The 11,967-nt window shown below is 52.4% G+C and carries 13 protein-coding genes; 4 read left to right on the top strand and 9 right to left on the bottom strand.

Going from position 1 to position 11,967, the window contains the following annotated elements; translation table 11 throughout:
- Nucleotides 1-58 precede the first annotated feature (58 nt).
- The 4 genes from dacD (at nucleotide 59) to OGV77_RS20055 (ending at nucleotide 3,538) form a co-directional block, all read left to right on the top strand.
- Nucleotides 59-1,231 (top strand): serine-type D-Ala-D-Ala carboxypeptidase DacD, encoded by a 1,173-nt coding sequence (gene dacD / locus OGV77_RS20070; RefSeq protein WP_043016841.1) that lies wholly within the window; start codon nucleotides 59-61, stop codon nucleotides 1,229-1,231.
- Nucleotides 1,232-1,353: 122 nt separating this feature from the next.
- Complete coding sequence (gene sbmC / locus OGV77_RS20065) at nucleotides 1,354-1,821, top strand: DNA gyrase inhibitor SbmC (protein WP_043016840.1); 468 nt, start codon at nucleotides 1,354-1,356, stop codon at nucleotides 1,819-1,821.
- Between the two features lie 85 nt (nucleotides 1,822-1,906).
- Complete coding sequence (locus OGV77_RS20060; RefSeq protein ID WP_043016839.1) at nucleotides 1,907-2,965, top strand: FUSC family protein; 1,059 nt, start codon at nucleotides 1,907-1,909, stop codon at nucleotides 2,963-2,965.
- Between the two features lie 237 nt (nucleotides 2,966-3,202).
- Nucleotides 3,203-3,538, top strand: a complete 336-nt coding sequence (locus OGV77_RS20055) for a DUF496 family protein (RefSeq protein WP_043016838.1) — start codon at nucleotides 3,203-3,205, stop codon at nucleotides 3,536-3,538.
- Between the two features lie 40 nt (nucleotides 3,539-3,578).
- Here the strand turns inward: OGV77_RS20055 and OGV77_RS20050 are convergent, their stop codons facing one another.
- From OGV77_RS20050 to pduO, 9 genes are all read right to left on the bottom strand, one after another.
- On the bottom strand, nucleotides 3,579-4,445 hold the full coding sequence (locus tag OGV77_RS20050; protein WP_075145982.1) for a GHMP family kinase ATP-binding protein: 867 nt from the start codon (nucleotides 4,443-4,445) through the stop codon (nucleotides 3,579-3,581).
- A 92-nt stretch (nucleotides 4,446-4,537) separates the two neighbouring features.
- A complete protein-coding gene (locus OGV77_RS20045) occupies nucleotides 4,538-5,752 on the bottom strand; it encodes an acetate/propionate family kinase (RefSeq protein WP_043016836.1) in 1,215 nt (404 codons plus the stop codon).
- Entirely contained in the window at nucleotides 5,737-6,189 is a 453-nt protein-coding gene (gene pduV, locus OGV77_RS20040) for a propanediol utilization protein PduV (RefSeq protein WP_043016835.1), read from the bottom strand. Before pduV ends, OGV77_RS20045 begins: the two co-directional genes overlap by 16 nt.
- Before the next feature lie 3 nt (nucleotides 6,190-6,192).
- Entirely contained in the window at nucleotides 6,193-6,543 is a 351-nt protein-coding gene (gene pduU / locus OGV77_RS20035; RefSeq protein ID WP_003030198.1) for a propanediol utilization microcompartment protein PduU, read from the bottom strand.
- Complete coding sequence (gene pduT / locus OGV77_RS20030) at nucleotides 6,543-7,097, bottom strand: propanediol utilization microcompartment protein PduT (RefSeq protein ID WP_003030201.1); 555 nt, start codon at nucleotides 7,095-7,097, stop codon at nucleotides 6,543-6,545. Before pduT ends, pduU begins: the two co-directional genes overlap by 1 nt.
- 2 nt (nucleotides 7,098-7,099) lie before the next feature.
- A complete protein-coding gene (gene pduS / locus OGV77_RS20025; RefSeq protein ID WP_087051370.1) occupies nucleotides 7,100-8,455 on the bottom strand; it encodes a cobalamin reductase PduS in 1,356 nt (451 codons plus the stop codon).
- Nucleotides 8,452-9,564: a 1-propanol dehydrogenase PduQ gene (locus OGV77_RS20020; RefSeq protein ID WP_080624978.1), complete on the bottom strand. Its 1,113-nt coding sequence runs from the start codon at nucleotides 9,562-9,564 to the stop codon at nucleotides 8,452-8,454. The genes pduS and OGV77_RS20020 overlap by 4 nt, the downstream gene beginning before the upstream one ends.
- A gap of 10 nt (nucleotides 9,565-9,574) precedes the next feature.
- Nucleotides 9,575-10,960, bottom strand: a complete 1,386-nt coding sequence (pduP, locus tag OGV77_RS20015; RefSeq protein WP_087051371.1) for a CoA-acylating propionaldehyde dehydrogenase PduP — start codon at nucleotides 10,958-10,960, stop codon at nucleotides 9,575-9,577.
- Nucleotides 10,957-11,964 carry a two-domain cob(I)yrinic acid a,c-diamide adenosyltransferase PduO gene (gene pduO, locus OGV77_RS20010; protein WP_043016831.1) on the bottom strand — a complete coding sequence of 336 codons (1,008 nt, stop codon included), beginning with the start codon at nucleotides 11,962-11,964 and terminating at the stop codon, nucleotides 10,957-10,959. The genes pduP and pduO overlap by 4 nt, the downstream gene beginning before the upstream one ends.
- Nucleotides 11,965-11,967: the final 3 nt, after the last annotated feature.

Below are 11,967 nucleotides of genomic sequence, written 5' to 3'. Positions count from 1 at the left end.
ATGTTTGTTCGACAGAACTTCCGTAAAAAGAACGGCTATTTTTCCTTTTTCTGAGGACATGCTGTTGAAACGCCGTTTGTTTATTGCCGCTTCACTATTCACGATGAGTTTTACGTCCGCCTGGGCGAATGATGCCGTAAGCTTCGCCCCACAACCTCCGGCGATCGCTGCCGGGGCGTGGGTATTAATGGATTACACCACGGGCCAAATCCTGACAGCCGGTAATGAACACCAGCAGCGCAATCCCGCCAGCCTGACTAAGCTGATGACCGGTTATGTTGTCGATCGCGCAATCGACAGCAACCGTATTAGTCCGACAGATATTGTCACCGTCGGGCGCGATGCGTGGGCGAAAGATAACCCGGTATTTGTCGGTTCATCCCTGATGTTCCTGAAAGAAGGGGATCGCGTTTCGGTACGCGACCTCAGCCGTGGATTAATCGTTGATTCAGGAAATGACGCTTGTGTGGCGCTGGCGGATTATATCGCCGGGGGACAACCGCAGTTTGTCGCGATGATGAATAACTATGCGCAAAAGCTGAACCTACAGGATACCCATTTTGAAACGGTACATGGCCTGGATGCGCCGGGTCAGCATAGCTCGGCGTACGACCTGGCCGTGCTGTCCCGCGCTATCATCCACGGGGAGCCGGATTTCTACCATATGTACAGTGAGAAAAGCCTGACCTGGAACGGCATCACGCAGCAAAACCGTAACGGCTTGTTATGGGATAAAACCATGAACGTTGATGGCCTGAAGACAGGGCACACGTCCGGCGCCGGGTTTAACCTGATTGCTTCCGCCGTTGACGGGCAGCGCCGCCTGATTGCGGTTGTGATGGGCGCGGAGAGTGCGAAAGGGCGCGAAGACCAGGCACGTAAACTGCTGCAGTGGGGGCAACACAACTTTGATACGGTGCAGGTTTTGCGTAGCGGTAAGCAGGTTGGTACTGAACGGATCTGGTATGGCGATAAAGAAAAAATCAGCCTCGGTACCGAGCAGGATTTCTGGATGGCCCTGCCTAAGGCGGAAGTCCCTAACATCAAAGCAAAATATGTCCTTGATAAGAAAGAACTGGTTGCGCCAATTGCCGCGCATCAACGTGTGGGGGAAATTGAACTCTACGATCGCGATAAGCTGGTGGCGCATTGGCCTCTGGTTACGCTGGAGTCCGTTGGCGAAGGCGGTGTCTTTTCGCGTCTGAGCGATTATTTCCACCACAAAGCGTAGTTTTCCCGATACGCCAGGCTGGCAAGAGTGCGAATCTGCTCACATAATAATCACTGTTTCCTTGTGGCCGACATAGCTAAAAATTACACTGTATATAAATACAGTGTAACATTGGAGGTTGTATGGAGTACGAGATAAAGCAGGTTGATAAACGCATGATTGCCGGTTTCCATATGGTTGGACCATGGGAACAAACGGTTAAACAGGGTTTTGAGCAGTTAATGAAGTGGGTCGACGGTAAACAGGTTGTGCCATTGGAATGGATAGCTGTTTATTACGACAATCCTGACGTGGTTCCAGCAGAAAAACTGCGCTGTGATACCGTGGTTTCTGTGCCTGAAGGTTTTGAAATACCGGAAAACAGCGAAGGGGTGATCCTCACCGAGCTGGCGGGTGGCGACTATGCTGTAGCCGTAGCGCGCGTTGAAAATCATGATTTTGCGACGCCGTGGTATCAGTTTTTTGAGCGCCTGATGCAGGATACGACTTATACGATAGCCGCTAAACCCTGCTTTGAAGTTTATATGAACAATGGCATGGAGGACGGCTACTGGGACATTGAAATGTATGTGCCGGTGCAACCGAAGTAACTGCTTAAGGTGTAAATCAGGATGATGTTTTCACCGTAAAACAGGTACAATTCGCTTCTTTGCTATTCCCTGACGGAGTGCATGAGTGCGTGCAGATAAGTCACTAAGTCCTTTTGAAATTCGTTTGTATCGTCATTATCGTGTGGTGCATGGTATTCGCATTGCGCTGGCGTTTCTTCTTACTTTTCTGTTGGTACGTCTGTTTAACATTCCTGAAGGTACATGGCCTCTGATCACGCTGGTGGTGATTATGGGGCCAATTTCTTTTTGGGGTAACGTTGTTCCCAGAGCGTTTGAGCGTATAGGCGGAACTATCCTGGGCTCGGTGCTTGGATTGATTGCCCTGCGTCTGGAACTCTTTTCGCTTCCGCTAATGCTGATATGGTGCGCGGTGGCGATGTTTCTCTGCGGCTGGCTGGCGTTGGGTAAAAGGCCCTATCAGGCGCTGTTAATTGGCATCACGCTTGCCGTGGTCGTGGGGGCGCCTGCCGGAGATATGAATACCGCGTTATGGCGCGGTGGCGATGTTATTCTGGGGTCGTTACTGGCGATGCTGTTTACCGGCATCTGGCCGCAGCGGGCATTTATACACTGGCGTATCCAACTGGCGCATTGCGTAACGGGGTACAATCGGGTTTATCAGGCCGCGCTATCCCCTAATCTGCTTGAGCAACCGCGGCTGGAGAAGCATTTACAACAACTCTTAAGCGACGTTGTCAAAATGCGTGGGCTCATCGTTCCTGCCAGCAAAGAAACCCACATTCAAAAATCGATCTTTGAAGCTATTCAGACGGTTAATCGCAATCTGGTCTGCATGCTTGAGCTGCAAATCAATGCGCTTTGGGCCAGCCGCACCAGCCACTTTGTCATGCTGAATGCGCAAACTTTGCGTGAAAATCAGCTCATGACGCAGCAGGCGCTACTGACGATAACCCACGCTTTGTACGAAGGGAATCCGCAGCCGGTGCTAGCCAATACGGAAAAGCTCAATGACACCGTGGCGGAACTACGCCAGCTCATTGCTGAACAGAAAGGCGATAATGTCGCTGAAACGCCCATTCACGGCTACGTTTGGTTGAACATGGAAATGGCGCGGCAGTTGGAGTTACTCTCACATTTAATCTGTCGCGCGCTGCGCAAATAAAGAGCAGATGAGGGGATTGATTCTGCTGCTGCTTCGATTCAGCAAAGAATAGAGGTATGATACTGAAAAAGGCTAAAACCATTGGTAACTGCAATGGCTTACCCTCGATAATTCAGGTTTCAACCATGCATTGTCAATGCAGATGCAACTTGAAGTATGGCGGGCATGAAAGTAATGTTGACCCACTTTAGCCGTTGTTTTAACGAATCCGAATCTCACATTATCAGGGGTGTAAAAATGGAAACTACCAAGCCTTCTTTCCAGGACGTGCTGGAATTTGTTCGTCTGTTCCGTCGTAAAAACAAACTGCAACGTGAAATCCAGGACGTTGAGAAAAAGATCCGTGACAACCAGAAACGCGTTCTGCTGTTAGACAACCTGAGCGACTACATCAAGCCTGGAATGAGCGTGGAAGCGATTCAGGGCATTATTGCCAGCATGAAAAGCGATTATGAAGATCGTGTTGATGATTACATCATCAAAAATGCCGAGATCTCTAAAGAACGCCGCGATATCTCTAAGAAGCTGAAAGCGATGGGCGAAGTGAAAAACGCCGAAGCGAAAGCCGAGTAACGATTATATCTTTGTTCGGGTCGCTGCATAGCGGCGACCCTTATTGCAGTTCGACCCCGCCAGTAACCATCCGCAACAAATGCTGTTCCGGCCAGTGAGCCGTTAGTTTTTTCTGCGCCAGCATCCATTTAATGTAATCCACATCATGTCGCTTTCTGTCCAGCATCAGCCCAACTACGCTGCCGCTGTGCGCGACGTTGACGCCGTATAAATCGCATTCTTCTACCAGCGCTAACAGTGAATCAAAATCCGGTTTTGGTAACAGTAACTGGCTGGCGATCGCGCTAAGCGTAGCGGCTTCTCCCAGGCGGTAAGGATTTTGGCTGATACAGGCTTCCTGCACTTTTTCCCATGCCCGTTTTAATGCCGCTGCTCCCGCCTGCAGGCCGGAATGACGCGGAATACGGTGATAATCCGCGGTACGTAATGTTTCCGGACTTTCTAGAACCAGCAGATCGAGTTGAGGCTGAGTTTCACAGGCTATTTGCGTGGAGGCGTTGTTATGATCGAAAAGAGTAAGCTTCCGAAAAACGGTGCTGTCGGTCGGCTCCAGCGAAACACAAAGCTGCGCCAGTGCCGGTTCGTCCAGTTGATGGCCCAGGTAATGCGCCGTGGCGATCGCCGTGGCGGCAATATCCGCAGTGCTGCTGGCCATCCCTTTAGCGACGGGAATGGTTGACTGAACATCAATTCGGATATCCTGACTAAGATGCGCCGGGTACTGCCAGTGCTGTAATAACCTGTCTACCATCGCCCGGGAAAGTGGACGTTCGTCCGTTAGCGGTGAGCCTGAACTGACCTCAACGGTGCTATACCATTCGACCGGGCAGGAGACCAGTTTCTCACTGCCCAGAATCCAGCCCTGGATAAGTTCTCCGCACGATGCGGGACATTGCGCAACAGCCACGTCTTCACCTTTGTGTTCAGCAATCCTCGGCGCATAGTGTCATGGCGATCGCGCTATTACCATGATTTGCCGCAATTTGCGGTGTGGCAATATCAGGCGGGAATGCCCAATGTCACAGTTTCTGATATCGCTAAACGCATAACGTCCTGAGCTATCATTAACTCTTCATTGGTATTAATCACCGCCACTTTGACCACCGCATTTTCCGTCTGAATAAAGGTGGCGTTACGCTGATTTTTTTCTTCATCAACGGCCAGACCTAAGAAATTCAGGTTGTGACAAATTGCGGTGCGGGCCCGTGCTGAGTTCTCGCCAATTCCTCCGGTAAACACCAGCGCATCCAGGCCGCCCATCTGCATAATATAGCTGCCAATAGTGGCGCGAATCCGCTCGGCAAAAAGCGTCAACGCCAGTGCGGCCTGGTGATTGCCCGTATCTGCGGCATGTTCAACATCACGATAGTCGGGTGAAATACCAGAAACGCCGAGCAATCCAGATTCATTGTTGAGCAATTGGTTGAGCTGCTGGGGAGTTTTGCCTTCACGCAGGGCAATCCACGGCAAAATGGATGGATCAATATCGCCACTTCGCGTGCCCATCATTACGCCAGACTGCGGCGTAAAGCCCATTGATGTATTTACCGAATGCCCGCCTTTGATAGCACAGATGCTGCTGCCGTTGCCCAAATGACAACAAACAACGCGCAGGGCGCTGAGCGGCACGCCCAGTTTTTCAGCCAGCTTAGCGCTGACGTACTTGTGGCTGGTGCCATGAAAACCATAGCGACGAATACCCAACTCTGAATAGTAGCGCCAGGGCAGAGGATAGATGAAAGAGGGTTCATCAAGGGTCTGATGAAAAGCCGTGTCAAAAACCGCAACGGCCGGCGTATTTGGCAATAGCTGGCGAAATACCGCAATTCCCAACGCATTTACCGGGTTATGAAGCGGTGCCAGTTCTGCAAGGCGTTCGATTTCCGCCAGCGTTTCATCGGTTACCAGCGCGGAATCTTTAAAGGATTCTCCGCCGTGGGCGACGCGATGGCCAACGCCGTCAATCTCTTCCAGACTGCTGATAATATTGTGACTGAGCAGTTTTTCCAGCAGCAGCGTCACTGCTTCACGGTGATCGGCTACGGGCAAAGTCTCCTGCCATTTCTGCGCTGGTGCTTTTAGGGTGACATGCGCATCAGACATACCGATACGCTCAATCAGTCCCTGGCAAATCATTTCACCCTGTGGCATCGCCAGTAGCTGAAACTTAAGCGAGGAGCTGCCTGCATTAATGGCCATTATTTTGTGAGACATGAAGGTTCCTTTGCATTCAGAAAAGTGAACATCTCATCGACACCGGTATTCTCCAGCGCGCTGGTGACAAATACTTTTTGTGCGCCAGCCTGAACTAACCAACTCTCCACAAGAGAAATACGCTGCGGGTTAGCTAAATCGGCTTTGGTGACGAGACCGATAACGGGACGGTTCATGGGACCTGTAAAACCTGGAGAAAAAGGTGACCATGGCGCGTCAGCATTCAGAACCAGCGCGATAATGTCTGCTTCACAGGCGCTGACCAGCAGCGCGCTGTACAGGCAGCGGTTTTCGAGATATTCGCCCGGTGTGTCTATTGCCGTAGGAGACCAGACTATGGCCTGGGTCTTCTGATAGTGAAGCGCCTCTCCCCGCATGCACTGCGTGATCGACGTTTTACCGCACTGGCTGGGGCCAATTAGCATTATGCGTTTCATGCTTTACGTCCGGGTGATGGGGCAAGCGGTAAAACGCATCATTTCGCCCAGCGTTCGGGTTACCTGTTTCAGCGCGTACTCAACGGCGGAAACATCGCCAGTCAGTACCACCGCGCCGGTAAACCGGTCGAGAAAGCCAATCTCTACCGCCCCGGATTTCGTGGCGATATCACAGGCGATGATTGAGGCTTCGCTAGGGGTAATGGTCAGAATACCGATTGCGGAAACTGAATCTGGTAATCCCAGTTTCTTGAACAAATCTTTACCAGGATTGGCGATAAGATGCGCCAGCGTGACCTGCTTGCCTGGAACATATTCCTGAATCATTCGATCCGTGGTGGGTTGTCTTTCCATTATCCCTCCACCATTTGTCGCCACATGCTTTCATGCGGGCGAGGTATGACCGAGCGGTAAACCAGCAGGCCTTTTTCACCCGCACTTTCACTGGCAACCGTTACCGCGTTATTCACATCCGACACATCGCCGGCAACGACCATGTAGCACTTGCCGCCAATACCAAATGCCATATGGACGCGAACCAGCGTGACGTTAGAGGCTTTAACCGCCCGGTCGGCGGCGCAGATGCAGGCAGCAACGCTCCATGTTTCGACAATGCCAACTGCCTGACGCTTATCCACGCTGTTTAGTCCGCTGATTGCGGGAAGTACGCTGGCATGAATGTTGGGGAGTACCAAACTGTCAACGAGCATATCGCCAGCCAGAGATGTTCCAGTGGCTATCGCCTGTTGTACGGCACCTACGTCACCACCGAGCATGAGCAGAAATTTTCCCGGGCAGATGGTCTTGCTGACCAGTAAATTCACATTCGCGCTTTTTAACATGGCATCGCCAGCTTCCATTCCTTTGGCAATGCTGGTGAGTTCTAAAATCCCTATAGCCTGAGACATTATTAACCTCTAATTACCGTGATGGATTGCTCAGTGATTTCGCTGACAATACCGTCAATACTGGCGTGAACAGGCGCGCCTAATGCACCGGACGGCACATCGGCAACGCATTGACCGCGAACAACGCGTTCACCTTGCTGTACACATGGGGTGGCGCTGGCGCCAATATGCTGGCGTAGCAACAGCGTCGTTTTATCGGTGGAATAATCAGTCTCAGCCAGTGGCGCGTCGTGATACCAGTCGCTAAGACCCAGTTTGGTGATAAGGCGTTTAACCGGGATCAGCCGGTACTTCGCCATTTCATCCTCAGGATTTAGCGGCCCTTCATATCGATGGTTGAGAGCCCGCAGCTCGCGTTTAAGCATGCGGTTGATTCGCATCGGTGATATCCCAACCGGACAGGCTACGCTTTCACACACATTGCATTCTGAACAGGTCAGGGCTGTGAGCAGCAGTTGCGGCGTGGCCGCCTGCTGATAATTCACCGCACGAACCAACAGGTGCGGGGATAATTCATGGCCGATCAAATGCCTTGGGCACAAATCCGTACACAAACGGCACTGCTCGCAAACGGTTTTTGCTACAGAAAGCACAGTGCGTTCATCCTGCATCCGCCGCTGAATCAACGCATGAGACTTAGGCAAAACCAGCAGGCCTCCGGTGGTCTTGCTGACTGGGGTATCCAGTGAAGTAATCAGGCCGCCCATCATCGGACCACCGTTGATAAAGCCGGGATCGTCAACGGTTGCGCCGCCGGCCAACGCCAGAACATCACGTAAAGACATTCCGATAGGGACAGTGAGGGTGATTGGTTTGGCGACTGCGCCGTTAACGGTCAGGGTACGACGCGTAACGGCGTACTGTTGCTCAACTGCTCTCGCGATGTTGAGCACGGTCTGGACGTTATTGACTACTACGCCGACGCTAACAGGCAACGCGGCAGGCGGAACTCTCCGACCTGTTGCCATCCAGATGGTCAGAACCTCATCACCTGCCGGGTAGACATCAGGCAAAATATGTAAGCGGATCCCGGCAGGCAGAAGGGGCGTTAACGCCTTGATCGCTTTGTGGTATTTCTCTTTGAGCGCAATAATTCCGACACTGGCTCCGGTAGCCGTCATGGCATATTGAACGCCGCGGATAAGTCGCTCAGCCTGGACGGCCATTAACTGCTGGTCAACTTTCAGCATTGGCTCACATTCCGCCGCATTGACCAGAAATGTATCGACCTGCGCCTGTAATTTTACGTGAGCAGGAAAGCCCGCGCCTCCTGCCCCGACAACACCCGCTGCGCGAACGCGTTCGCGAATTGTCTGCGCATCATAAAGCGTGGACTCTGCCGTCATGGCTGTCTTCATAATAATTCCTCAAGCAGTTCCTGCATGGCACTGGCGTCGGCAACACGCGGATTGGTTTGCAGGGTGACGTCAGCCAGCGCGGCCTGAACCATCGACGGTATACGTTGTGACCAGGCTTGCTTTCCATCTTTAAGCGCGTCAACAAAAGAAGGTAACGCACACTGTTTTTTGAGTAGCTCGATATGACGAATAAGCGCATTCAATGCCGCTGTATCGTTCGCGTTATCCGGGCATAAGTGACAGGCTTTAGCGAAACGGGCATAGCGCTTAGCAGCCCGCGGATCGCGGGCATTAAAATGAATGACATGGGTCAGCAGCAGCGCATTGGCAAGTCCGTGCGGCAGATGAAACTGACCGCCCAACTGATGGGCAATCGCATGATTGATCCCCAGTCCAGCCTGACTGAATGCCATTCCCGCGAGCGTTGAGGCGTTGTGCATTTTCCCTCTGGTTGCCAGGCATTCGCCTTTACTGACGGCGACAGGCAGGTACTGGAAGACGATTTGTGCCGCTTTTTCAGCCAGCGCGTCAGTGAAGTCGCTGGCTTTTGTGGACACGTAAGCCTCCAGCGCATGCGTTAACACGTCCATGCCGGTATTTGCGGTTATGGCTGGCGGAACGCTGACGACCAGCGTCGGATCAAGGATGGCCATGTCCGGATAAAGCGCATTATTGAATAATGGATATTTAATGCCTTTATCCGGATCGCTAATCACGCAGGCGCTGGTGACTTCCGAGCCTGTGCCGCTGGTGGTAGGGATAGCGACACAGGTTTCAATTTCAATACCGAACTGTCGGCTGAACCAGACGATGGCTTTTGCAGCGTCCAGAGCTGAGCCGCCACCAAAACCAATGACGACATCTGGTCGCAGGGACTGCATTTGCGCAATCCCATGTACTACCGTGTTAATGGTAGGATCGGGAGTGATGTCGCTGAAAATGCTGATGCGGTTATCCGCTGGCAGAGCGTCGCGCAGCTTTTCAATCAGGGGGGAGCGCGCGAGAAAACCATCGCAGATAATCCAGATATGCTTATTCGTGAAGCGCTTGAGCACATCCAGACTTCCCTGGCCGCTGTACAATCGAGTTTGCAGTGAAAAGCTTTTCATAACGGCCCCATTAGCGAATAGAAAAACCGTTTGTCAGCACGCAACGACGAGAGCGTGCGAAAGTGCGCGCAGATGTTGTTCCCTCGCCAGTTGGCGTCGCAATGGTGAAAGTAGTAAAGCCTTCACCACCCACGCCAATCCCGGCGTAAGAGGGGCCATTTTTCACAAAGATGGAGGTCTGAAGCGTGCGCGCGGCAAGGTTCAAACGTGACACATTCTGCGAATGCATAATGGCGGTGTGATGCAATCCCTCTTCAACCTTGAGGGCCAACGTTAACGCGCTGTCAAAATCGCTCACCGTGACGACGGGGAGCATTGGCATCAGTTGCTCGCTGGTCACCCACGGGTCGTCAGCCTTGACGATGCCTATCAGTAATCGAGGCGCTTTTGCCGGAACTGGTATTCCTGCTGCTTCCAGTAAGATTGCCGGGCTTTTACCCACCAGTTTTTTATTGGCCACGCCTTCTGGCAGACAGGCTGCGCGCAGTTTGTCTACCTCTTCGTTATTGAGTAGCATCGCGCCAAAAGACTGCATTTGTTGAACCAGTCGTTCAGCAACAGCATCAACAACAATCAGGCTCTTCTCAGCAATGCAGGGGAGGTTGTAATCAAAGGATGCGCCATTGATGATATCTTCCGCCGCCTTAACCAGGTCGGCCGTTTCATCAACAATGCAGGGCGGATTCCCTGCGCCTGCGCCAATGACTTTCTTCCCGCTTTTCATGCCCATAGCAACAATGCCTGGACCACCGGTAATCGCCAGAACTGCGATTTTAGGGTGCGCCATCATCTGCTGGGTAGCCTCAAAAGTGGGTTCTGTGACCGTGACGACAAGATTGCGAATCCCGCAGCAACGGAAAGCAATATCTTCAATCATGGCAATCAGCTTCAGTGAGACTGCTTTAGCACCCGGATGCGGGCTAAAATAAACGCTATTTCCCGCAGCCAGCATACTGATGCTGTTGTTAATAATGGTTTCCGTCGGGTTGGTGCTTGGGGCGACGGAGCCAATTACGCCAAATGGAGAATACTCAAATAACACCATGCCGCCGTCGCCGGTTAGCGCCGTGGTGGTGAGATCTTCGATACCCGGGGTGTTGTCCAGCGCGGCTTTATTTTTAAGGAACTTATCCTCTTTGTTGCCCATTCCTGTTTCGGTAGCGCTCTCAGCGGCCAGTGAAGCAAGATGAGGCGTCAGTTCTTCGCGCAGGGCGTTTATGATGGCGCTGCGGGTTTTCAATGGACATTGCTGGTAACGCAGAAAAGCCTGATGAGCGGCATCGATCGCTTCGCCAACGGACGGAAAAATTCCGTTATTCTTAACGTCTGTTTTTGCCGGGGCGAGTTGTTCACTCAAAATGTTACGAATAAGGGTTTCAAGTTCTGAAGTATTCATTGATGTGTTCTCACGTTAATCGCCGCAATGGCCGTTTCTGCAATGTCCATATCCTGCTCAACGCTTCCCCCGCTGATGCCAAGACCACCAAGGAGTAAACCCTCACGCCATAAAGCGTACCCGCCACCAAAGGTGACGACTTTTCCCTGCATATGGCTTTCCAGACCGTAAAGCGCGGCGCCTGGTTGTACCTCTGATGTCAACTCATGCGTGGCGGTTTTCATCGCCACGGCAGTCCAGGCTTTCTTCGGTGCCAGTTCGCTACTGACGAGTAATGCGTCAGGCATGCGCCAGGCCACCGTTTGGGTCCCGTTCGCATCGACAATGCTGATGACGACCGGAACCTGGAGTTCTTCTGCTCTCGTTACCGCAGCGCAAGTGAGTTGGTGGAGTTCCTGAAAAGACAGAGACATAGCCGGCTCCCTCGTGGCTGAAGTACGGATGGCGGCAAGATAGCGCTCCGCCACCTTCTGAATAATGTCGTTTTGATGGGCGTCATGATCTTCTGCACGTGCAAGCGCATATAAACAGTCGGACAGGCGATTGATATAACGCATTAGCACGTGTCTGACGGCGATCTCGGTGGAGAGCTCGACCAGTCGCCTCTCTGCGCGACGAGCCAGCGTGCGGGCAAAATGCAGACGGCTGGCGGCTTCACTGCGGCCAGGTAAAATAAAGCTGCGCAGGGGAGGTACTCTGCCCATTGCGGTATCGATGGCGGCTTCCAGTGCTGCAATTTCTTCCGAGCTGATATAACGCTGCTCTGGCGTTGGTTCTTCGCTTTCGCTTGCCAGCTCGGCGCTAAACCAAAAAAGCTGCAGTTGAATGTTTTCAAGTAACTGGCGGTGCTGCGGGTTTTTCGCCGCGCAAACGCACAGGCTAAGCGCCGCATTAAGTTCATCCAGCGTACCGTAAGCCTCGACGCGCGGGTGCGTTTTGCTCACGCGTTGCCCGGTAAAAAGGGCCGTTGTGCCAGCATCGCCGGTGCGGGTATAAATCGCCATAGT

This window comes from Citrobacter sp. Ce129, from assembly GCF_030334545.1.
Classification (GTDB): Bacteria; Pseudomonadota; Gammaproteobacteria; order Enterobacterales; family Enterobacteriaceae; genus Citrobacter; species Citrobacter europaeus.
This window is presented reverse-complemented; position numbering and strand designations above follow the sequence as displayed.

What these genes read in the sequence shown, in the direction of transcription:
- pduO (WP_043016831.1), bottom strand. Translation starts at nt 11,964, where the DNA reads ATGGCGATTTATACCCGCACCGGCGATGCTGGCACAACGGCCCTTTTT.
- pduS (WP_087051370.1), bottom strand. Translation starts at nt 8,455, where the DNA reads ATGAAGACAGCCATGACGGCAGAGTCCACGCTTTATGATGCGCAGACA.
- dacD (WP_043016841.1), top strand. Translation starts at nt 59, where the DNA reads ATGCTGTTGAAACGCCGTTTGTTTATTGCCGCTTCACTATTCACGATG.
- sbmC (WP_043016840.1), top strand. Translation starts at nt 1,354, where the DNA reads ATGGAGTACGAGATAAAGCAGGTTGATAAACGCATGATTGCCGGTTTC.
- OGV77_RS20020 (WP_080624978.1), bottom strand. Translation starts at nt 9,564, where the DNA reads ATGAAAAGCTTTTCACTGCAAACTCGATTGTACAGCGGCCAGGGAAGT.
- OGV77_RS20055 (WP_043016838.1), top strand. Translation starts at nt 3,203, where the DNA reads ATGGAAACTACCAAGCCTTCTTTCCAGGACGTGCTGGAATTTGTTCGT.
- OGV77_RS20045 (WP_043016836.1), bottom strand. Translation starts at nt 5,752, where the DNA reads ATGTCTCACAAAATAATGGCCATTAATGCAGGCAGCTCCTCGCTTAAG.
- pduT (WP_003030201.1), bottom strand. Translation starts at nt 7,097, where the DNA reads ATGTCTCAGGCTATAGGGATTTTAGAACTCACCAGCATTGCCAAAGGA.
- pduV (WP_043016835.1), bottom strand. Translation starts at nt 6,189, where the DNA reads ATGAAACGCATAATGCTAATTGGCCCCAGCCAGTGCGGTAAAACGTCG.
- pduU (WP_003030198.1), bottom strand. Translation starts at nt 6,543, where the DNA reads ATGGAAAGACAACCCACCACGGATCGAATGATTCAGGAATATGTTCCA.
- pduP (WP_087051371.1), bottom strand. Translation starts at nt 10,960, where the DNA reads ATGAATACTTCAGAACTTGAAACCCTTATTCGTAACATTTTGAGTGAA.